A 21785-nucleotide genomic window follows, 5' to 3' on the forward strand; every position below is an offset into this window, starting at 1 on the left:
CATCCGGCCCTACACGAGCAACACCGAACGAACCACTGCCCTGGCAGACTTCCTCCACACCTACAACCACCACCGCTGCCACACCGCACTGGACGGCAAGCCACCCATCAGCCGTGTGAACAACGCTCCAGGTCAATACACCTAGCCCGCCGGAACAACCGCCGACACCCGGAAGCCCCCCGCCTCCGTCGGCCCCGACACAAACACGCCGCCCAGCGCCGTCACCCGCTCCCGCATCCCCACCAGGCCATTGCCGCCGCTCGGCAGCCCCACATCCGCCGCGCCCCGCGCCGACGGGCCGTTCTCCACCTGAACCGCCACCTCACCGGCCCGATGCGCCAACCGCACCCGCGCCCGCGCACCCGGCGCGTGCTTGTGCACATTCGTCAGCGCTTCCTGCACCACCCGGTAAACGGTCTGCTCCACCCTCGGCGCATAGCCACACACAGCCCGGTCACCGTCACCGGCGGCCTCGTCCGCCCACTCCACCGACAGCTCCACCGCCATCCCGGCCGCCCGGGACTGCCCCACCAGCTCCCCCAGCTCCCCCAGACTCGGACCCTCGGCATCCGACTCCCCGGACACGGAACCGGACGCGGCCGCCGACACGGACGCCGAGCCGTCCGCGGACGCCCCGCCACCGACCGACACCCCCGCCACCGACCGCGAACCCTCCTGAGCCGCCGCCTCGGCCGTCCCCGCCGTCGCCCTGGCATTGGCCTTCGCCTGGGACGCCACCGCCGCCAACCGCTCCGGCTCATCCGACCCCGCAGCACCACGCACCGCCGCCCCCTCAGCCGTACGCAACACCCCCAGCATCTCCCGCAGCTCCGTCAGCGCCTGCCGCCCCATATCGCCGACCAGCCCCGCGTTCTTCGACGCCTTCTCCGGGTCCTTCAACGCCACCGCCTGCAACGCCGCCGCATGCACCACCATCAAACTCACCCGGTGCGCGACCACGTCGTGCATCTCCCGCGCGATGCGCGTCCGCTCCTCGTTACGAGCCCACTCCGCCCGTTCCTCGGCCCGGTCCGCCAACAGCGACAGCTCCCGCTCCAGACCGTCCGCCCGCTCCCGCAAGCTCTCCACGAGCCGCCGCCGGGCACCGATGTACAAACCCCACAACACCGGCGGCGCCGTCAGCACCAGACCCAGCGCAAGCGCCATCACCGGCACGAACCACACCGGCGGATTGAAGTCCTCCTGCGACGCCATGTCCTGCCGCATGCTGAGAAACGTCGTGATCAACGTCCCGACGACGGTCATCCCCGCCAGCAGCGCAGTAATCCGACGCGGCACATCCGACGCGGCGAGCGTGTACAGACCCACCACGCTCAGCAGCCCGCCCATCTCCGCAGGCGTCACCGCTATCGAAACCAGCACCACCACGATCGGCCACCGCCGACGCACCAGCAGCACCGGCCCCACGACCAGGCCGAGCAACATCCCGACGAGCTCCGGCAGCCCCGCCTGATCCGCGAAACGCGCCCCCTCAAGAACACACTCCGCCGCCGAAGCAGCCGCCAGACACACATCCAGCACGGCACTACGCCGCCGGGCCCACCACCACGGCCCGCTCACGGGCGCACCGCGCGCGCCCGCACTTTCACTTGCCCCCGTTGCGGTCATACCGACCAGCCTACGGGCGCCCCCACCCGTTGCTCAGACCCGTGTCACAGCACATGACAGACCCGTTACGTGCCGCTATCAGCGAATATCGCTCGAACTATTGAATCATCCATATTTTCGCCACTTCCGCACATGCGTCCGCGACAGCCTGTTCCCATGACGCACACCCATCGGAACCACAGCCACCCCGACTACGAGTCCTTACGACCCCAAGCGGTCGCGCTACGCCGGGCGGGGCTCAGCAGGCGCCAGATCCGCGACCGGCTTCACGTCCACAACAACGACATCCTCAACCGCCTCCTGGAAGGCGTACCGGCCCCGGAGTGGACCAAGCGCCCCAACGCCAAGGACGACCTCCGCGACAAGGCCCGCGAGCTACGCAAGCAGGGCATGACCTACGACCAGATCCAGGTCGAGCTGGGCTGCTCGAAGAGCTCGATCTCGCTGTGGGTACGGGATCTACCGAAGCCGGAACGGAAACGCACCCGCGAGGAAGCCTCCACCATCGCCAAGCGCGGCTGGGAGGCGACGCTCAAGCGGCGCGAGGAGGAGCGGCAGGAAACGAAGAGGGCCGCGGCTGACGAAATCGGCCAGCTCTCGGACCGGGACCTGTTCATCACAGGAGTCGCCCTGTACTGGTCAGAGGGCAGCAAGAGCAAAGAGCACCGACCCAGCGAACGCGCCATCTTCATTAACAGCGACCCAGACATGATCCGCGTCTTCCTCGCATGGCTCCGGCTACTGGGCGTGGGCACTGAGCGACTGCGGTTCCACGTACACATCCACGAGTCCGCCGACGTCGGCGAGGCGGAGCGATTCTGGGCCGACTTGGTCGGCGTCGACGTGTCGGACTTCAGCAAGACCACGCTCAAGAAACACAACCCCAAGACCGTCCGCAAGAACGTCGGAGAGGGCTATCAGGGCTGCCTGGCCATCCGGGTGCTGCAAGGCGCAGACCTATACCGTCGCATTGAAGGCTGGTGGTACGGCATAGTGTTGGGAGCCAAGCGGCCAGCCTGACGGAATGTCTGGTTTGAACCGTTTTACACTCCCCTGTGGTGTAATCGGCAACACTGTGGTTTTTGGTACCATCATTCCAGGTTCGAGTCCTGGCGGGGGAGCAAAGCAAAGTTCGGGTCCTGACTACCAAGTCAGGACCCGCCCGCGTTTCGGCTGCAATACGCACCGGTATCCTTCGGATGTCCACCACCCGAAGAAGCCAAGAAGCCGAAGGGCATCCCCGTGAGCGCCAACCGCCCGGCCGCCGTCGTCGTTCTCGCAGCGGGGGAGGGGACCCGCATGAAGTCGGCGACCCCGAAGGTCCTGCATGCGATCTGCGGCCGTTCCCTCGTCGGACATGTCGTCGCCGCCTCCCGTGAGCTGGACCCCGAGCACCTCGTGGTGGTCGTGGGCCACGCCCGTGATCAGGTTCAGGCGCATCTTGCCGAGGTCGACCCGGCCGTCCGTACCGCTGTGCAGTACGAGCAGAACGGCACCGGCCACGCCGTACGCATCGGTCTTGAAGAGCTGACGAGCAAGGGCATCGCCCTGACCGGCACGGTCGTGGTCGTCTGCGGTGACACCCCGCTGCTCACCGGCGAGACGCTGAAGAAGCTCAGTGACACACACGCCGCGGACGGCAATGCCGTGACCGTGTTGTCGGCCGAGGTGCCGGATTCGACGGGCTACGGCCGCATCGTTCGCGACGCGGACACCGGCGCGGTGACCGCGATCGTCGAGCACAAGGACGCGACCGACGCGCAGCGCGCGATCCGGGAGATCAACTCCGGCGTGTTCGCGTTCGATGCGCAGCTGCTGGTCGATGCGCTGGGCAAGGTGCGTACGGATAACAGCCAGGGCGAGGAGTACCTCACCGATGTGCTGGGGATTCTGCGTGCGGCCGGGCATCGGGTGGGCGCGGCTGTGGCGGCGGATCACCGGGAGATTCTGGGGATCAACAACCGGGTGCAGCTGTCGGAGGCCCGCAGGCTGCTGAACGAGCGGCTGTTGAATGCGGCCATGCTCTCCGGTGTCACGGTCGTGGATCCGGCGACGACGTGGGTGGATGTGTCGGTGACGTTCGAGCCGGATGCGACGGTTCTGCCGGGTTCGCAGCTTCTGGGTTCGACGCATGTGGCTTCCGGTGCCGAGGTGGGGCCGAACTCGCGGTTGACGGATACGACGGTCGGTGCGGGTGCTTCGGTGTCCTTCACGGTCGCGGACGGCGCGAAGGTCGGGCCGGGTGCGACGGTGGGGCCGTACGCGTATCTTCGCCCTGGGACGGATCTGGGTCCGAAGTCCAAGGCCGGTGCGTATGTGGAGATGAAGAACGCGCAGGTCGGGGAGGGCACGAAGGTGCCGCATCTCTCGTATGTCGGCGACGCGACGATCGGTGAGTACACCAACATCGGTGCGGCGAGCGTTTTTGTGAATTACGACGGTGAGGCGAAGCATCACACGACGGTCGGGGCGCATTGCCGGACCGGGTCGGACAATATGTTTGTGGCTCCTGTCACGATCGGGGATGGCGCGTACACCGCGGCCGGCTCGGTCATCACCAAGGATGTGCCCCCGGGTTCGCTGGCGGTCGCGCGTGGCCAGCAGCGGAATATCGAGGGTTGGGTCGCTCGCAAGCGGCCCGGAAGCGCCGCCGCGCAGGCCGCTTCGGCTGCTCGCCAGGAGTCCGAAGGCGAGCGGTGATCGTGCACGGGGTGCGTCGTGCGGGGCGTACCGTGATTAGCGCACGCAAACAGGGATTCGAGGAGATTTGCTGTGACCGGGATCAAGACGACCGGCGAGAAGAAGCTGATGCTCTTCTCCGGCCGCGCCCACCCCGAGCTGGCCGAGGAGGTCGCGCACCAGCTGGGTGTGGGCCTGGTCCCGACGAAGGCGTTCGACTTCGCCAACGGTGAGATCTATGTCCGCTATCAGGAGTCGGCGCGTGGCGCGGACTGCTTTTTGATGCAGAGCCACACGGCTCCCATCAACAAGTGGATCATGGAGCAGTTGATCATGCTCGATGCGCTGAAGCGGGCTTCCGCGCGGAGCATCACCGTGGTCATCCCGTCGTACGGCTATGCCCGTCAGGACAAGAAGCACCGTGGTCGTGAGCCGATTTCGGCGCGGCTGATCGCGGACCTGCTCAAGACCGCGGGTGCGGACCGTATCGTCACGGTCGATCTGCACACGGACCAGATCCAGGGCTTCTTCGACGGGCCGGTGGACCACCTGTTCGCGCTGCCGGTGCTGGCGGACTACGTGGGCGCGAAGGTGGACCGGGACAAGCTGACCGTCGTTTCTCCGGACGCCGGCCGAGTGCGGGTCGCCGACCGTTGGTGCGACCGTCTGGACGCGCCGCTCGCCATCGTGCACAAGCGGCGTGACAAGGACGTGGCGAACCAGGTCACCGTCCACGAGGTCGTCGGCGATGTGAAGGACCGGGTCTGTGTCCTGGTCGACGACATGATCGACACCGGTGGCACGATCTGTGCCGCGGCGGATGCGCTGTTCGCGAATGGTGCGGCGGATGTGATCGTGACGGCGACGCACGGCATTCTGTCGGGTCCGGCCGCGGACCGTCTGAAGAACTCCAAGGTGAGTGAGTTCGTCTTCACCAACACCCTGCCGACGCCGTCCGAGCTGGAGCTGGACAAGATCACGGTGCTGTCGATGGCGCCGACGATCGCGCGGGCGATCCGTGAGGTCTTCGAGGACGGTTCGGTGACGAGCCTCTTCGAGGAGCAGTGATCCCTGAGGTCATATAGACCAGGGGTCGGTTAGATCGACTTGGGGGCGGCCTTCCCGCCGGGTAGACTCACGGAGTTGCTCGGCGAGGGAGGCCGCACTCATGTGTGCGGCGGTCCGTTATCGACGCGCTCTTCGTAGCAGGTCTGTCGTGGGCCGGGTGACGCCCACCAGATGTTTCTGAGATACGAGGAGTGCAGTCATGGCTGAGGTCAAGCTCGCCGCTGAGGTCCGTACGAATTTCGGTAAGGGCGCTGCCCGCCAGACCCGCCGCGAGAACAAGGTTCCGGCTGTCATCTACGGTCACGGTGCCGAGCCGCAGCACGTCTCCCTCGACAGCCACGCGCTGATGATGGCGCTGAAGACCCCGAACGTGCTGCTCCGTCTGGACGTGGACGGCAAGGACGCGCTGGTCATTCCGAAGGCGGTGCAGCGTGAGGCCATCCGTGGCTTCCTGGTGCACGTGGACTTCCTGGCCGTGCGGAAGGGCGAGAAGGTTTCGGTCGAGCTCCCGATCCACACCGAGGGCGAGCTGGCCCCGGGTGGCAACCTGCTGGAGTACGTGCTGAACACGCTGCCGGTCGAGGCCGAGGCGACCCACATCCCGGAGTCGGTCACCGTGTCGATCGCGGGTCTGGACGCGGGTCACACCGTGCAGGCCAAGGACATCGCGCTGCCCGCCGGCACCACGCTGGACATCGACGCGGACGCCGCTGTCCTGCAGGTCGTCTCGGCGCAGGCGGAGGCTCCGGCCGAGGAGGCCGCCGAGGGTGAGGGCGCAGAGGCCGCCCAGGCCTGATCCTCTTCCGGGAGGGTGCCCGATGCCGGTGTGCCCCGGACATTCTCTTTGCGACCGTCATTCCGCGCTGCAGGCGTGGGGTGACGGTCGCGTCATTGAATGACGGTCGCGTCATTGAAGGAGCGTGCAGATGACGGATGCAGACAGCCCCTGGTTGATTGTGGGTCTCGGTAATCCGGGTCCTGAATACGCCGCCAACCGGCACAACGTCGGTTTCATGGTTGCCGATCTTCTCGCCGGGCGCGTCGGTGGGCGTTTCAAGGCGCACAAGGCGCGGGCGCAGGTGGTGGAGGGGCGTATTGGTGCGCCGGGCCCGTCGAGTCGTCGGGTGGTTGTGGCGAAGCCGTTGTCGTTCATGAATCTGTCGGGTGGTCCGACGACGGCGTTGCGGGATTTCTACAAGGTGCCGGTTTCCAACATCATTGCGGTTCATGATGAGTTGGATATTGATTACGGTGCGTTGCGGCTGAAGCTGGGTGGCGGTGACAACGGTCACAACGGTTTGAAGTCGATCACGAAGTCGTTGGGTGCGGATTATCACCGGGTGCGGTTCGGGATCGGGCGTCCGCCGGGTCGTATGCCGGTGGCGGACTTTGTGTTGAAGGACTTTTCGTCGGCGGAGCGCAAGGAGTTGGATTACTTCGTGGACCGTGCGGCGGATGCGGTGGAGGCGTTGGTGCTGGAGGGTTTGGAAAGGGCGCAGAGCACGTACAACACGTGAATGGGACAGCGGCGGTCAGGGGCTGACGAAATGCATGCCCGAGGTTGACCGGGTGCTGTTGGATGGCCAAGGATCGCGGCCATGGCCAGTAGCAGTACACGCACTCGTTCGGGAAGACGCAGCCGTGTCCGACGGGTTGGCGAGAGCGCCTTTGGGGCGTTGCTTGTCGTCCGGTTGGTGTTCATGGGGCTGCTGGCTTTGCTTTTGTTGGCCGGGGGCGTATGGACGTCGTGGAATACGGCGCAGTACGCGATGCTGGTCAAGGCGCCGGAGCGCGGCACGATGACGGTTGTGGCGTGTGGTGAGGACCGTTGTACGGGTCCGTATGTGCCGACTGCGGGGGACGGGAAGCGGCGGGCGAAGGTGTCGCTCGCGGAGTCGGCGGCGACCAAGGGTGAGCGGGTTGAAGTGACGGTGAAGCCGGGTACGGCGCATGCGGTGCGTACCGGGCCGGCCGGGATTTTGCATGCGTGGGTGCCGTTTGCGGGGTCGCTGTTGTTGGCGGCGCTGGTGGTGGCGGGGGGCATGCGGTTTCGGCGTACGGCGTGGGTGATGGGTTTGCTGGGCGCGGTGTTGTTGGGGGCGGCGTTCGTGGCGCTGTAGGACTTCTTCGTACGGGACCTCTTCGTACGGGACCTCTTCGTACGAGACCTCTTCGTACAGCCACTGGATATGGCGACGGCCCGCCTCTTCGGATGAAGGGGCGGGCCGTCGTCGTGTGCCGGTCGGGGCTCAGCCGGTGTTGCGGAGGCCGGCCGCCACGCCGTTGACGGTGAGGAGCAGGGCGCGGGCCAGTACGGGGTCCGATTCCTCGCCGCGTTCGGCGGCGGTGCGCTGGCGGCGCAGCAGGGAGACCTGGAGGTAGGAGATCGGGTCGAGGTAGGCGTCGCGGATGTGGAAGGTCTGCTTGAGGACCGGGTTGGAGTCGAGGAGTTCGGTCTCTCCGGTGATCCGCAGGACCTCGGCGACGGTGAGCTCGTGCTCGGCCTTGATGACCTCGAAGACGTGCTTGAGGTCGTCGGGGACGAGGGTGTCGACGTAGTGCTGGGCGATCCGCAGGTCGGTCTTGGCCAGCGTCATTTCGACGTTGGAGAGGAAGTTGCGGAAGAAGTGCCAGTGCTCGTGCATCTCGTCCAGGACGGAGTCCAGCCCGGCCTCGCGGGCGGCCTTCAGTCCCGTGCCGACGCCGAACCAGCCGGGGACGATCTGGCGGGACTGGGTCCAGCCGAAGACCCACGGGATGGCGCGGAGGCCGTCGAGGCCGGCGCCGGAGTCCGGGCGGCGGGACGGGCGCGAGCCCAGGTGCAGCTCGGCGAGCTGGTCGACGGGGGTGGAGGCGAAGAAGTACGCGGGCAGGTCGGGGTCGTCGACGAGGCGGCGGTAGGAGCCGTGGGCGGCCTCGGAGACGGTCTCCATGGCCGCGTCCCAGCGGGCCAGCGCCTCGTCGGACTGCCGGGGCGCGGTGTGCAGGGCGGACGCCTGGAGGGTGGCGGCGACCGTCAGTTCCAGGTTCTCCCGGGCCAGGGACGGCACCAGGTACTTGTCGGAGATGACCTCGCCCTGCTCGGTGACCTTGATCTCGCCCTCCAGCGTCCCGTAGGGCTGGGCGAGGATCGCGTCGTGGGAGGGGCCGCCGCCGCGGCCGACGGTGCCGCCGCGGCCGTGGAAGAGGCGCAGCCGTACACCGTGCCGGTGGGCGACGTCGCGCAGCAGGCGCTGGGCGCGGTGGATCTCCCACTGGGAGGTGGTGATGCCGCCGAACTTGGAGGAGTCCGAGTAGCCGAGCATGACTTCCTGGACGTCGCCGCGCAGGGCGACCAGGCGCCGGTAGGAGGGGTCGGCGAGCATTTCGTCGAGGAGCTGGTCGGCGATCTTGAGCTCGTCGGTGGTTTCCAGCAGCGGGACGATGCCGATCTTGGCCCAGCCGGCGTGCAGGTCGATCAGTCCGGCCTCGCGGGCGAGGACGGCGGCCGCGAAGACGTCGTCCGAGCCCTGGCACATGGAGATGATGTAGGACTCGATGACCTCGGGGCCGAAGGTTTCCTTGGCCTTGAGGATGGTGCGGAAGACGCCGAGGGTCTTGGCGCCGGCTTCGTCGAGGGGCGCGGGCGTGGGCGCGAGGGGGCGCCGGGAGCGGAGTTCCTTGGCGAGGAGCTTGCGGCGGTAGTCGCGCGGCATGTCCACGTAGCGCCATGATTCCTCGCCGAGGCGGTCGAAGAGCTGGCCGAGGGTGTGGTGGTGGGCGTCGGCGTGCTCGCGGATGTCCATGGTGGCGAGCTGCAGACCGAAGGCGGCGATGGTGCGCAGGGTGCGCTCCAGGCGGCCGTCGGCGACCAGGCCGCCGCGGTGTTCGCGCAGCGAGGTCTGGATGAGGGCGAGGTCGTCGAGGAGTTCCGCGGTGCCGAGGTAGTCGCGGCCGGGGACGTGGGGGGTGTCGGCGGCGAGGCGGTCGCGGGTGTTGACGAGCTTCTGGCGGATGCAGGTGGCCTTGAGGCGGTAGGGCTCCTCGGAGTTCAGTCGCTTGTAGCGGGGGCTGATCTCGGGGAGGAACTCCAGGTCGCGCTGTAGCGACGCGAGCAGTTCGTCGGTGGCGCCGCAGTTGCGGATGGAGTTGGAGAGGGCGCCGCGCAGTTCGTCGATGTGCTCCAGGGCGTCGGTGATGCCGTGCTCGTGCTGGAGGATCAGGACGTCCCAGGTGACCTGGGGGGTGACGTTGGGGTTGCCGTCGCGGTCGCCGCCGATCCAGGTGCCGAAGGTCAGTGGGCGGGTGCCGGCGGGCAGCTCGGTGCCGGCCCGCTCCAGTTCGGCGGCGAGGTCTTCGAGGACGTCACCGACGGCGCCGCGGCCGAGTTCGTCCAGGTAGTAGATGGCGTTACGGGCCTCGTCCGTCGGTTCCGGCCGGACGACGCGAAGCTCGTCCGTCTGCCAGATGAGGTCGATGTTCTCGGCCAGGCGCAGGTCGGTGCGGCGGCGCTCGGTGGTGTCCGTGCGGTCCAGGAGTTCGGCGACCTTGCGGAGCTTGGTGAGGACGGAGCGGCGGGCTGCCTCGGTGGGGTGTGCCGTGAAGACGGGCCGTACGCCCAGGTGGCGGGCGGTCTCGCGGAGGTGCTCGGGGTCGGCGTCCTTGAGCATGTCGGCGGTGCGGGCGAGGATGCCGCCCTCTGCGGCGCGCTTGGCGCGCAGTTCCCGGCCGCGGTGGACCTGCTCGGTGACGTTGGCGAGGTGGAAGTACGTGGAGAAGGCGCGCACCAGCTTGGCGGCGGTGGCCAGGTCCGTGTCGCCCAGGAGCCGGGCTGCGGCTTCGCCGTCGGACCGGGTCAGGGCGCGGACCTGCTCGACGAGGTCGAGGAGCGCCTGTCCCTCCTGCCGGACGAGGGTTTCGCCGAGGAGGTCACCGAGGCGGCGGATGTCGGCTCGCAGGGCGATGTTCGCCGCGCCTTCGGACTTCTCGGTGGGCGCGATCTCGGCGGGGGTGTTGTCGGCACTGCTCACAGGTACGGCTCTCCTTGCAGCGATATAGCAGCGTCGCGCGGCGACCCGTTCGAAGGGTGGTGGCGGGCGACGGGCGGGCACGTCTGGCTAGCGGGCGGGTGCGGACCGCGCTGTCCGACGCCCCCAGGATAGGTCTCCCCCTCTTCAGCAGATCACACCGTCCGCTGTGTGGGCAGCCGGGTCGCGGGTGGGCGGGCGGGGCCTGTCACGGCCTTGCTCGTGGCGGTGTCACTGCCATACTTACGTAACCGTAGGTTACGGTCCCGTAGGCCTGTGGCCGTAGATTTACGGTCCCGTAGGCCGTAGCCGATCCCCTGAGCTCTCGAACCCCCGACGAGGGACGTCACATGACCGCTGGTCCAGAAGCCGTCGAAGAATCACCGATTCCTATCGATTCATCCACCGAATCACCCGTGAATGCGTCTGCCGCATCGCCTCTGCCGTCCGCGACGCTGGGTGGCGACAGCAAGCGTTCGCTTGAGCAGATCACGCTGCTGCTGTTCATCACCGTTCCGTTCGTGGCGCTGCTGGCCGCGGTGCCGCTGGCCTGGGGATGGGGGGTGAGCTGGCTGGATCTGGGGCTGCTGGTGGTGATGTATTACATCGGCTGCCATGGCATCACGATCGGATTCCACCGATATTTCACCCATGGCGCTTTCAAGGCGAAACGTCCGCTGCGGATCGCTCTGGCCGTGATGGGGTCGCTGGCGGTGGAGGGGCCGCTGGTGCGCTGGGTCGCGGATCACCGCAAGCACCACAAGTTCTCGGATGCGGAGGGTGACCCGCATTCGCCGTGGCGGTTCGGTGAGACGGTGCCGGCCCTGATGAAGGGCCTGTGGTGGGCGCATGTCGGCTGGATGTTCGACGAGGAGCAGACGCCGCAGCACAAGTACGCGCCGGATCTGATCAAGGACTCCGCGATTCGTACCGTCTCCCGGCAGTTCGTCCTGTGGACGACGGTGTCCCTGGCGATCCCGCCGCTGGTGGGCGGTCTGGCGACGTGGTCCTGGCAGGGCGCTCTGACCGCGTTCTTCTGGGGCTCCCTGGTGCGTGTCGCGCTGCTCCATCACGTCACGTGGTCGATCAACTCCATCTGCCACGCGGTCGGCAAGCGCCCGTTCAAGTCCCGTGACCGCTCGGGGAACGTGTGGTGGCTGGCCGTCCTCTCGTGCGGTGAGTCCTGGCACAACCTGCACCACGCGGACCCGACGTGTGCCCGGCACGGTGTGCTGCGTGGGCAGCTGGACTCCAGCGCCCGGCTGATCCGCTGGTTCGAGAAGGCGGGCTGGGCGTATGACGTCCGCTGGCCGGACACCTCGCGCATCGATGCCCGGCGCGTGGACGCCCGGGGCAAGGAGAAGGCCGCTCAGGCGGCATGATTGACGGGTGGCGATCGACGGCAGCAGCGTGAACAACAAAGGCAAGACCTCTTCCGGCGCGGGCGCCCGGCGGACCCGGCGGGTCCGGATGACCGGCGCGGAGCGCCGTGAGCAGCTGCTGGACATCGGTCGCACGCTCTTCGCGGAGCGGGGGTTCGAGGGCACGTCGGTGGAGGAGATCGCGGCGAAGGCCGGGGTGTCCAAGCCGGTGGTCTACGAGCACTTCGGCGGCAAGGAGGGCCTGTACGCGGTGGTCGTGGACCGCGAGATGCGGCAGTTGCTGGACATGGTGACCGGTGCACTGACCGCCGGCCACCCTCGCGAACTCCTGGAGCAGGCGGCCTTCGCACTGCTCGACTACATCGAGACCTACACGGACGGTTTCCGCATCCTGGTCCGTGATTCGCCGGTCGCTCAGTCGACGGGCACCTTCGCCTCACTGATCAGCGATATCGCCACTCAGGTGGAGGACATCCTGGGCCTGGAGTTCAAGGCCCGCGGCTTCGACCCGAAGCTGGCGCCGCTGTATGCGCAGGCGCTGGTGGGGATGGTCGCCCTGACCGGGCAGTGGTGGCTGGACGTCCGCAAGCCGAAGAAGGCCGAGGTCGCGGCCCACCTGGTGAATCTGGCGTGGCACGGCCTGGACGGGCTGGAGGCCAAGCCGCGGCTGATAGGGCATCGCAAGAACTGAGCCTTCCGGGGGGCCGCGGCCGCTTGGTGGGTGGCCCAGCCGGGCCGTGTCACCGCCCGCCGTCATGCCACCGCCTCCAGGAATTCCAGCCGGTTGCCCGCCGGCCATCCCTGAATGCCCGGGTGGGCCTTCCGTGCCGGGCGGTGTTCGGGGTCGATGCCGAGGTGGACGTGAGCCGGACCGGCCTCGAACCAGCATCCCCCACGAGCCGCGAGCGCCGGGGGTTTGGGGATCTCCGTCATGCCGAGGAGGTCCACGTAATAGGCGCGCAGGGCGTCCTCACTACCGGGTGGTGCGGCGAGCTGGATGTGGTCGAGGCCGGTGATCACGGCGTTGTCACCTCACAAAGTCAGCAGGGAGAGAAGAGGACGGGAAGCTGCGCGGTTCACCCGGTTTCCGGTTTGCGGGCCACCGCGAAGATGCGGCGGAACGGGAAGACCGTGCCGTGGCTGCCGACCGGATAGGCCTTGCGCAGCAGGTCGCGGAATTCGGCGACAAAGGCGTCGCGGGCGGGCGGGTCGTCCTCCAGAGCGGTCAGGACGGGGCGCAGGGCGGTGCCCTTGACCCAGTCCAGGACCGGGTCCTCGCCCTGGAGGAGCTGGACGTAGGTGGTCTCCCAGACGTCGGCTTCACAGCCGAGGTCGGTGAGGCGTTCCAGGTAGTCGGCGGGTTCGAGGATATGGACGAAGCGGCGGCCGTGGGTGTCGAGGCGGTCGCGCCATTGGGGTGCGTCGCACAGTTCGCCGAGGAGGGCGTGGCTGGGCGAGGTGAAGTTGCCGGGGACCTGGAAGGCGAAGGTGCCGCCGGGTTTGACGGCGTCGACCCAGCGGGCGAAGGAGTCCGGGTGGTTGGGGACCCATTGCAGCGCGGCGTTGGAGACGATCAGGTCGTACGGCTCGTCGGGTGCCCAGTCGGCGGCGTCAGCGGTGGTGAAGTCGAGGTGGCCGCCGCCTTTGGTGGGGCCGGCGTAGAGCTCGGCTTCTTTGAGCATCTCTGGGGAGTTGTCGTAGCCGGTGATATGCGCGTCGGGCCAGCGTTCGGCCAGCAGGGCGGTGACGTTTCCGGGGCCGCAGCCGAGGTCGGCGATGCGGGCGGGGCCCTGCTGCCGCGGGAGTTCCGTTATGCGGGTGAGCAGGTCATGGAAGGGACGCGTCCGGTGTCCGGCGTGACGTAGATACTGCTGCGGATCCCAGGTTGGTGCGTCGTGCATGTTCGAAAACCCCTCTGCTGGTGCAGGGCTGACTCTGGGCGTTCAGAGGCCTGCTTCAGGCCAATCCGGTGAAACGAGAGCTCCCCGCCGACGATGCCCAATAGTCCAGAGAAATATATCTCGACATCAAGAAACTCTACATCAAGAGACTTCATGTCGACAGACCCTCTACACTGATCGTCATGGAGGACGAGGTCGACCGACTGGTCGCAGCATGGCGCCGGGAGCGCCCGGACCTGGACGTGGAACCGCTGGAGGTCCTCAGCCGCGTCTCCAGGCTTGCCAGACACCTCGACCGGGCCCGTCGTATCGCCTTCGCCGAGGTGGGCCTGGAGCCCTGGGAGTTCGATGTGCTGACGGCGCTGCGCCGCGCCGGGGCCCCGTATCAGCTTTCCCCCGGCCAACTGCTGACGCAGACGCTGGTCACCTCCGGGACGATGACCAACCGCATCGACCGGCTCGCCAAGAAGGACCTCGTCGAACGGCTGCCCGACCCCAGCGACCGGCGCGGTGTGCTGGTCAGGCTGACCGCCGAGGGCCGCGACAAGGCCGACCAGTCGCTGGCCGGTCTGCTGACGCAGGAGCGCGCGATCCTCGCCGAACTGTCCCGTCAGCAGCGCGCCGAATTGGCCGGTCTGCTACGCCAGTTGACGGGTCCGTTCGACAACATTCCGGGCTGACGGGCCGTCCGCGCGCCCCCTTACAGGTGACGGCGCGCCACCTGCTGACGTCCTCTTGCCCGGCCGCCCCGCCGTGGGCTTTGATCGCGCCATGAGCCAGCAGCACCCCGAGGGCCGGCGGCAGCACCCGGCACCAGGCGGCACCCGGCCGGCGCCCGGTGGCCCGTACGGCAAACGGTTCCGGGGACGTACGGTCCTGGTGACCGGCGCGGCCGCCGGGATCGGGGCGGCCACCGCCGACCGGCTGGCCGCCGAGGGCGCCGGAGTGCTGCTGCTGGACATCGACGACGAGCGCGGGGAACACACCGCACGACGCATCCGGGCGGCCGGCGGCCGGGCCTCGTACGAGCACTGCGATGTGGCGAGCGAGGACGACTGGCGGCGGGCCGTCGAGGCGGCGCGGCAGCGCTACGGGCCGGTGGACGGGCTGGTCGGCAACGCCTATCTGCCCTATGTCGCGGCCGCCGACCGCACCCCGCTCGCGGACTGGGAGCGGCAGCTCGCGGTCAATCTGACCGGGGCGTTCCTCGGGGTGCGCGCGGCGCTGGACGATCTGCGGGAGCGGGGCGGCGCGGTGGTGCTGACCTCGTCCGTGCATGCGCTGATCGGGCTGCCGGGGCGGCCCGCGTACGCCGCGTCCAAGGCCGGGCTGACCGGACTCGGGCGTCAGCTCGCCGTCGAGTACGGGCCGGAGGTGCGGGTGAACTGCGTGCTGCCGGGGCCGGTGCTCACCGCCGCCTGGGACGGGATCGGCGAGGAGGAGCGGCAGGCCAGCGCCGAGGAGACCGCGGCCCGGCGGCTGGGACGGCCCGAGGAGGTCGCCGCCGCCACCGCCTTCCTGCTCTCTCCCGAGGCATCGTTCGTCACCGGGGCGAGCCTGGTCGTCGACGGCGGCTGGAGCGTGTACAAGAACTCTTCGTAACCGGTTGCGGCGGGGCCGCGCGCCTCGCCCCGCATCTCGACCCAGGGGGTCCGATGGGCATCCAATTCGGCGGCGACTACAACCCCGAGCAGTGGCCCGAGGAGGTGTGGGCCGAGGACCTGAAGCTGATGAAGGCGGCCCACGTCACCATGGTGACCGCCGGGATCTTCTCCTGGGCGAAGGTCGAACCCCGGCCCGGGGAATGGGACTTCGGCTGGTTCGACCGGGTGCTGGACGGACTGGCCGGCGCCGGCATCGCGGTGTGCCTGGCGACGATGACCGCCTCACCGCCGCCCTGGCTCTCCCGCCTGCACCCCGAGATCCTGCCCGAGGGCCCCGACGGGCAGCGCCGCTGGCCCGGAGGGCGGCAGCACTACTGCCCCTCCAGCCCCGTCTACCGCGCCCACGCCGTCCGTCTCGTCGAACAGCTCGCCGCCCGCTACGCGGACCATCCGGCGCTGGCGATGTGGCACGTGGGAAACGAGTACGGATGCCACACGCGGCAGTGCTTCTGCGACGTGTCGGCCGATGACTTCCGGCGCTGGCTGCACGAGCGCTACGAGACCATCGGCGCGCTCAACGACGCCTGGTCGACGGCGTTCTGGTCGCAGGCCTACAGCGACTTCGACGAGGTGCTGCCGCCGCGCGCCGCGCCCACCTTCCCCAACCCCGCGCAGCAGCTGGACTATCTGCGTTTCGGTGACGACGCGCTGCGCGCCTGCTATCTCGCCGAGAAGACGGTGCTGGAGCGCGTCACGCCCGGCGTGCCCATCACCACCAATCTGATGCCGCAGCACAAGCCCGTCGACGCGTTCGCCTGGGCCCCGCACATGGACGCGATGGCGCTGGACTTCTACCAGGACCCGTACGCGCCCGACGACCACATCCGGGCCGGTTACGTCTTCGACCTGATGCGTTCGGCGCGTTCGGGGCAGCCCTGGCTGCTGCTGGAGCAGGCGCCGAGCGCCGTCAACTGGCGGCCCCGCAACGGCCCCAAGCCGCCGGGCGCGATGCGACTGTGGAGCTGGCAGGCGGTGGCCCAGGGCGCGGACGCGGTGCTGTATTTCCAGTGGCGGCAGTCGCTGGGCGGCGCGGAGAAATTCCACTCGGCGATGCTGCCGCACGGCGGGACGGAGACCCGCGTCTTCCGTGAAGTCGCCGCGCTGGGACGGGAGTTCGCGTCGCTGCCGGACATCGCCGGGACCCGGTCGCGGGCGGACGTGGCACTGCTGGCGGACTGGCACAGCTGGTGGGCGCTGGAGCTGGATTCCAAGCCGTCGACCGCGCTGGACCATTCCCGGATCGCGCTGGACCACTACCGGCCGCTCTTCGAGGCGGGCGTGCCCTGCGCCGTGCTGCCGCCGCAGCGCGAACTGTCCGGCTACCGCCTCGTCGTCGTACCCAACCTCTATCTGCTCACCGCACGCGACGCGGAGCGGCTGGCGGCTTACGTACGGGGCGGCGGGCGGCTGGTGGTGTCGTTCTTCTCCGGGATCGTCGACGAGCACGACCGGGTGCACCCCGGCGGCTACCCGGCGCCGCTGCGCGAGCTGCTGGGGCTGCGGGTGGAGGAGTTCTGGCCGCTGGACGCGGGCCGGCCGGTGGCGATCGACGGGGGCGCCTACACCGGGCGGGCGGACCTGTGGTCGGAGGCCATCGACCTCGAAGGGGCCGAGGCGCTGGCGCGCTTCACCGACGGGGACCTCGCCGGCCGACCGGCCGTGACCCGGCACGCGTACGGGAAGGGGACGGTCTGGTACCTAGGCACCCGGCTCGAACCGGCCCTGATGCGGGTCCTGTTGGACGATGCACGAGCGGCGGCGGGGGTGGCGCCGGTGCTTCCGGGACTGCCGGAGGGCGTCCAGGCCACCGTCCGCGAGAACGCCGCCGGGCGGTTCGTCTTCCTGCTCAACCACGGGGCCGCGGCCGTCGAGGTGGAGCTGCCCACGCCGATGACGGACGCGCTCGCGGCGGCCGCGCCGGGAGCGGAGGAGACGGCGACGCCCACGGACCGGATCACGCTGGCCGCACGGGGCGTCGCCGTCCTCACCGACCCGGAGACCTGAGCCGAGCCCGGCGCCTGAGGCGTTCCGACCGCCGCGGCCTCAGGGCACCGGCACCGACGCCGCCGCGGCCGCCGTCTCGATCTCGACCGGCCCCACCCCGGCCCGCCGGGCCAGTGCCACCGCCGCGAGCGTGGAGTGCACCCCCAGCTTGCCGAGCACATTCTGCATATGTGTACGGACGGTGTGCGGGGAGAGGAACAGCCGCTCGGCGACCGCCTTGCGGCCCAGCCCCGCCACCATGCAGCGCAGAACCTCACGCTCACGCGGCGTCAGCGACTCCACCAGCCGCTCGCTCTCCGTACGGTGCTTGCGGGCGGCCGTCAGCTCCCGCAGCACGCCGGTGAGCAGCGCGGGCGGCAGATGCGTCTCGTCCCGCAGCACACCGCGGATGACGGCGAGCAGCCGGGAGAGCGAGCAGTCCTTGGCGACCCAGCCGGAGGCGCCGGCCTGGAGGGCGGCGGCGGCGCGGCGTGGTTCGTCGCGCTCGGCCACGACGACCGTGCGCAGGTACGGATGGCCGGAGCGCAGGGCGGAGACCAGCGCTATGCCGTCGAGCGGGCCGCCGCGTGGTGCGGCGTCGCGGGCGGACGGCTGCGCGGGCACCGCGGTCAGCGGTGCGGCGAGGTCGGCGTCGGCCAGCAGCACGTCGAAGCGGCGGCCGTCGGCGGCCGCCCGCTCCAGATTGCGCAGCGCCGCGGCGGCGCTGCCCGCCGCCGCCACGTCCACGTCCTGTTCCGCGGCGAGCGCGGCTGCCAGGGATTCGGCGAAGATGCGGTGGTCGTCGACCACCAGAACCCGGATGCGTTGCACAGAGACCCCCTGTCTCGGTGAACGGACCATAGCGGGCGCGACGCCCGGATTGAAGATCGCCTCTGCCGCACGGCCGCCGCCGTACCGTCTGGCTCCCCCACCCCGGACGCCGCACCCGGCGGTCTCGCCCCCTGATCAGCACCGGCCCCCACCGGTGCTGATCTCAGCGTACGGACGGGGTACGGCGAGGGAGGGCGATTGGCGAAACTGCCCCGTTCGGCCGGGCCGTTTTGCGACGCCCCGGTGGCCGCGCGCCGTCCGACGCGCCCTACCGCAGGCGGCGCGCTCCGGCGCTGGGTACGGCGGTGAAGACCCGTGGGGCGGGGTGTCCGGCGGCCGCGAAGGCTTCGGTGATCGCTTTGGTGACGGTCTGTGCGTCGGCCTCCTCGACGAGTACGATCGCGGAGCCGCCGAAGCCGCCGCCGGTCATCCGGGCGCCCAGGGCGCCCGCCGCATCGGCCGTGTCGACGGCGAGATCCAGTTCGGCGCAGGAGACGTTGAAGTCGTCGCGGAGCGAGGCGTGTCCGGCGGTCAGCAGCGGGCCGATGGCGCGGGTCCGGCCGGCGTCGAGGTGGGCGATGACCTCTTCGACGCGGTGGTTCTCGGTGACGATGTGCCGTACGAGGGCCTGGACGACCGGGTCGCCGGAGAGTTCGTCCAATGCCTCGGGCAGATGCGCGAGGGAAATCTCGCGCAGGGTGTTCACGCCGAGCGCCCGCGCGCCACGCTCACATCCGGCGCGCCGCTGTGCGTATGCGCCGTCCCCGAGTTCATGCTGCACCCGGGTGTCGACGACGAGGAGCCGCAGCCCCTCCCCCGCCAAATCGAACGGAACTTGACGCTGGGACAAGTCCCGGGTGTCCAGGAACAGGGCGTGGCCCTCGGTGCAGCAGGCGGCCGCGGTCTGGTCCATGATTCCGACGGGCACGCCGACGAACGCGTTCTCGGCGCGCTGGGCGAGCCGGGCGAGTTCCTGCGGGGCGAGGCCGAGCGCGTAGAGATCGTTGAGGGCCAGCGCGGTGACGACCTCCAGAGCGGCGGAGGAGGACAGTCCGGCGCCGGTGGGCACCGTGCTGTCGTAGTGCAGATCCGCGCCGCCCACCGGCAGGCCGGCCTCCCGCATGGCCCAGACGACGCCCGCCGGGTAGGCGGCCCAGCCCCCGTCGGGGGCGGGCCGCAGGTCGTCGGTGCGCAGTTCGACGATGCCGCCGGCGGCGCCGCCCGAGTGCAAGCGCAGGACGCCGTCGGTGCGGGCCGAGGCGGCGGCGAGGGTGGTGTGCGGGAGGGCCAGCGGCATCACGAAGCCGTCGTTGTAGTCGGTGTGTTCACCGATCAGGTTGACCCGGCCCGGCGCCGCCCAGATGCCGTGGGGCTCCGCCCCGTATACGTCGCGGAAGGCCGCGGCGGTCCGGCTCGGCCCGTGCTCCGTGTCTGTCACGGGGACCACTCCTTCGCATGTGCCTGAGCGAAAGCCCACGCGTCGGCGACGATTCCGGCGAGGTCGGCGCGGCCGGGCCGCCAGCCGAGGCGGTCGACGGCGTTCTGCGCGGAGGCCACCAGCACGGCGGGGTCGCCGCCGCGGCGCGGGGCGACGATCTCGGGGATGGGGTGTCCGGTGACCTTGCGGACCGTTTCGATGACCTCGCGGACGGAGAACCCGTTGCCGTTGCCGAGGTTGCAGATCAGGTGCTCGCCGGCGGTGGCCGCGCCGAGGGCGAGGAGGTGGGCGTCGGCGAGGTCGGCGACATGGATGTAGTCGCGTACGCAGGTGCCGTCGGGTGTGGGGTAGTCGTCGCCGAAGACGGAGATCGCCTCGCGCTTGCCCTGGGCCACCTGGAGGACGAGCGGGATGAGGTGCGACTCGGGGTCGTGGCGCTCGCCGCAGCTGCCGTAGGCGCCGGCGACGTTGAAGTAGCGCAGCGAGACGGCGGCCAGGCCGTGGGCGGTGGCCTCGCCGCTGATCATGTGGTCGACGGCGAGCTTGCTGGCGCCGTACGGCGAGGTGGGGGCGGTCGGGTCGGTCTCGGTGATCGGGGTGCTCACCGGCTCGCCGTACGTCGCCGCGGTGGACGAGAAGACGAGCTTGCGCACACCGGCCGAGCGCATCGCCGCCAGCAGCGCCATGGTGCCGCCGACGTTGTTGTCCCAGTACTTCTCGGGCTTCACGACGGACTCGCCGACCTGCGAGAACGCGGCGAAGTGCAGCACCGCGTCGTATGAGGAGTCCAGCCACTTCGCGGCGTCGCGGATGTCGCCCTCGATGAACTCGGCGCCCGCGGGGAGACCCGCCCGGAAGCCGGTCGAGAGGTTGTCGAGGACGGTCACCGCATGACCGGCCTCCAGCAGGTGCTGGGCGACCACGCTTCCGACATAACCGGCCCCACCCGTCACCAGGTACTTGGCAGACACAGGCTTGCTCATGACTCGCTCGCTACCTCTCGCAGTCGCGCGGCCGCGGCCTCCGGCGGCACATCGTTGATGAACACATTCATGCCGGATTCCGAACCCGCGAGGAACTTCAGCTTGCCGGGAGTCCTTCGAATGGTGAAAACCTCAAGGTGGAGCGCGAAGTCGGCGCGGTCCGCAGCGCGTACCGGCGCCTGGTGCCAGGCGGCGATATACGGCGTCGGAGCCTCGCGCGCACCCTCGTCCCCGCCACTCCGCCCATCGAAGATCCGGTCGAACCGTCGCAAGACTTCCAGATAGATCTGTGGGAATTCTGTGCGCGCGTCGTCGTCGAGGGCGAGCAGGTCGGGGACCCGACGCTTGGGGTAGAGGTGCACCTCGTAGGGCCAGTGGGCGGCGTACGGGACGAAGGCGGTCCAGTGGTCGCCGTCCAGCACGATGCGGCGGCCGTCGGCGCGCTCGTCGGCGAGGAGGTCGTCGAAGAGGTTGCGGCCGCCGGTGCGCTCGCGGTGTGCGGCGAGCGAGGCGAGCATCCGCTGGGTGCGTGGCGTGGTGAAGGGGTACGCGTAGATCTGGCCGTGCGGATGGCCGAGCGTGACGCCGATCTCCGCGCCGCGGTTCTCGAAGCAGAAGACCTGCTCCACGCCCGGGAGTTGGGACAGCTCGGCGGTGCGGTCGGTCCAGGCTTCCAGGACCAGGGCGGCGTGTCCGTCGGTGAGGTCGGCGAAGGACGCGTCATGGTCGGAGGTGAAGCAGACGACCTCGCAGCGGCCGCTGTCACCGGCGAGGGAGGGAAAGCGGTTCTCGAAGACGGCGACGTCGTAGTCGGCTGCGGGGATCTCGGAGAGCCGGCCGTCGCGGGAGGGGCACAGCGGGCACTCGTCGGCCGGCGGGTGGTAGGTGCGGCCCTGGCGGTGCGAGGCGATGGCGACGGAGTCGCCGAGGAGGCGGTCGTGGCGGATCTCGGAGGCGGTGGCGACGGGGTCGAGGGGGCGGCGATCGACGGCCTCGCGTACGACATCGTCACGCGAGTCGTAGTAGATCAGCTCCCGGCCGTCCGCGAGCCGCGTCGTCGTCTTCTTCACTGGAGCTCCTCACCACCCCGACCCAAACACAAACAAACACAATGAAGCATAAGCGAACAGCGGCGTCAACGCCGAGTCGACGCCAAGTCAGTGCTGCACATCCCGTGACATAACGCCTCGGCCGATCACAGTCCAACAAATAGAACCAACA

General features: G+C 69.4%; 18 protein-coding genes, 1 tRNA gene and 2 pseudogenes. 13 read left to right on the forward strand and 8 right to left on the reverse strand.

Annotation, left to right across the window (positions count from 1 at the left end; translation table 11 throughout):
- Positions 1-145 (forward strand): annotated as a pseudogene (locus AB0I10_RS00005) (IS481 family transposase); the annotation flags it as partial.
- On the opposite strand, the gene AB0I10_RS00010 reads toward AB0I10_RS00005, so the two are convergent.
- Positions 142-1629 carry a histidine kinase gene (locus AB0I10_RS00010; protein WP_363149967.1) on the reverse strand — a complete coding sequence of 496 codons (1488 nt, stop codon included), beginning with the start codon at positions 1627-1629 and terminating at the stop codon, positions 142-144. The pseudogene AB0I10_RS00005 and the gene AB0I10_RS00010 sit on opposite strands and share 4 nt — an antisense overlap.
- Positions 1630-1785: 156 nt before the next feature.
- On the opposite strand from AB0I10_RS00010, the gene AB0I10_RS00015 reads away from it, so the two are divergent.
- From AB0I10_RS00015 to AB0I10_RS00045, 7 genes are all read left to right on the forward strand, one after another.
- A complete protein-coding gene (locus AB0I10_RS00015; RefSeq protein ID WP_363149968.1) occupies positions 1786-2649 on the forward strand; it encodes a hypothetical protein in 864 nt (287 codons plus the stop codon).
- 29 nt (positions 2650-2678) lie between these two features.
- A tRNA-Gln gene (locus AB0I10_RS00020) sits at positions 2679-2750 on the forward strand.
- A 121-nt stretch (positions 2751-2871) separates the two neighbouring features.
- Complete coding sequence (glmU, locus tag AB0I10_RS00025) at positions 2872-4329, forward strand: bifunctional UDP-N-acetylglucosamine diphosphorylase/glucosamine-1-phosphate N-acetyltransferase GlmU (protein WP_363149969.1); 1458 nt, start codon at positions 2872-2874, stop codon at positions 4327-4329.
- Positions 4330-4401: 72 nt separating this feature from the next.
- On the forward strand, positions 4402-5376 hold the full coding sequence (locus AB0I10_RS00030; protein ID WP_136744256.1) for a ribose-phosphate diphosphokinase: 975 nt from the start codon (positions 4402-4404) through the stop codon (positions 5374-5376).
- Positions 5377-5575: 199 nt separating this feature from the next.
- Positions 5576-6172 (forward strand): 50S ribosomal protein L25/general stress protein Ctc, encoded by a 597-nt coding sequence (locus AB0I10_RS00035; RefSeq protein WP_363149970.1) that lies wholly within the window; start codon positions 5576-5578, stop codon positions 6170-6172.
- Positions 6173-6302: 130 nt separating this feature from the next.
- On the forward strand, positions 6303-6893 hold the full coding sequence (pth, locus tag AB0I10_RS00040; RefSeq protein ID WP_363149971.1) for an aminoacyl-tRNA hydrolase: 591 nt from the start codon (positions 6303-6305) through the stop codon (positions 6891-6893).
- Between the two features lie 183 nt (positions 6894-7076).
- Positions 7077-7496: a hypothetical protein gene (locus tag AB0I10_RS00045; protein ID WP_363150396.1), complete on the forward strand. Its 420-nt coding sequence runs from the start codon at positions 7077-7079 to the stop codon at positions 7494-7496.
- Between the two features lie 129 nt (positions 7497-7625).
- Here AB0I10_RS00045 and ppc read toward each other — a convergent pair whose 3' ends face one another.
- Complete coding sequence (gene ppc / locus AB0I10_RS00050; RefSeq protein WP_363149972.1) at positions 7626-10385, reverse strand: phosphoenolpyruvate carboxylase; 2760 nt, start codon at positions 10383-10385, stop codon at positions 7626-7628.
- A gap of 347 nt (positions 10386-10732) precedes the next feature.
- Here ppc and AB0I10_RS00055 point away from each other — a divergent pair, with 347 nt between their 5' ends.
- Positions 10733-11764: a fatty acid desaturase gene (locus tag AB0I10_RS00055; protein WP_363149973.1), complete on the forward strand. Its 1032-nt coding sequence runs from the start codon at positions 10733-10735 to the stop codon at positions 11762-11764.
- A 7-nt stretch (positions 11765-11771) separates the two neighbouring features.
- Entirely contained in the window at positions 11772-12455 is a 684-nt protein-coding gene (locus tag AB0I10_RS00060; RefSeq protein WP_363149974.1) for a TetR/AcrR family transcriptional regulator, read from the forward strand.
- Positions 12456-12565: 110 nt separating this feature from the next.
- On the opposite strand, the pseudogene AB0I10_RS00065 reads toward AB0I10_RS00060, so the two are convergent.
- Positions 12566-12784: pseudogene (locus tag AB0I10_RS00065) on the reverse strand (glyoxalase); the annotation flags it as partial.
- Positions 12785-12840: 56 nt separating this feature from the next.
- Positions 12841-13665, reverse strand: a complete 825-nt coding sequence (locus tag AB0I10_RS00070) for a trans-aconitate 2-methyltransferase (RefSeq protein WP_363149975.1) — start codon at positions 13663-13665, stop codon at positions 12841-12843.
- Between the two features lie 182 nt (positions 13666-13847).
- Here AB0I10_RS00070 and AB0I10_RS00075 point away from each other — a divergent pair, with 182 nt between their 5' ends.
- The 3 genes from AB0I10_RS00075 (at position 13848) to AB0I10_RS00085 (ending at position 17333) form a co-directional block, all read left to right on the forward strand.
- Positions 13848-14345: a MarR family transcriptional regulator gene (locus AB0I10_RS00075; protein WP_363149976.1), complete on the forward strand. Its 498-nt coding sequence runs from the start codon at positions 13848-13850 to the stop codon at positions 14343-14345.
- Positions 14346-14436: 91 nt separating this feature from the next.
- Positions 14437-15267: an SDR family oxidoreductase gene (locus AB0I10_RS00080; protein ID WP_363149977.1), complete on the forward strand. Its 831-nt coding sequence runs from the start codon at positions 14437-14439 to the stop codon at positions 15265-15267.
- 53 nt (positions 15268-15320) lie between these two features.
- Complete coding sequence (locus AB0I10_RS00085) at positions 15321-17333, forward strand: beta-galactosidase (protein WP_363149978.1); 2013 nt, start codon at positions 15321-15323, stop codon at positions 17331-17333.
- 39 nt (positions 17334-17372) lie between these two features.
- Here AB0I10_RS00085 and AB0I10_RS00090 read toward each other — a convergent pair whose 3' ends face one another.
- The 4 genes from AB0I10_RS00090 to galT form a co-directional block, all read right to left on the reverse strand.
- Positions 17373-18143 (reverse strand): response regulator transcription factor, encoded by a 771-nt coding sequence (locus tag AB0I10_RS00090; protein WP_363149979.1) that lies wholly within the window; start codon positions 18141-18143, stop codon positions 17373-17375.
- Between the two features lie 268 nt (positions 18144-18411).
- Positions 18412-19581 (reverse strand): galactokinase, encoded by a 1170-nt coding sequence (gene galK, locus AB0I10_RS00095; protein WP_363149980.1) that lies wholly within the window; start codon positions 19579-19581, stop codon positions 18412-18414.
- A complete protein-coding gene (galE, locus tag AB0I10_RS00100) occupies positions 19578-20552 on the reverse strand; it encodes a UDP-glucose 4-epimerase GalE (protein ID WP_363150397.1) in 975 nt (324 codons plus the stop codon). Before galE ends, galK begins: the two co-directional genes overlap by 4 nt.
- 8 nt (positions 20553-20560) lie before the next feature.
- A complete protein-coding gene (galT, locus tag AB0I10_RS00105; protein WP_363149981.1) occupies positions 20561-21634 on the reverse strand; it encodes a galactose-1-phosphate uridylyltransferase in 1074 nt (357 codons plus the stop codon).
- Between the last annotated feature and the right edge of the window lie 151 nt (positions 21635-21785).

It is taken from the genome of Streptomyces sp. NPDC050636 (assembly GCF_040654775.1).
In the GTDB taxonomy this organism is placed as follows: domain Bacteria; phylum Actinomycetota; class Actinomycetes; order Streptomycetales; family Streptomycetaceae; genus Streptomyces.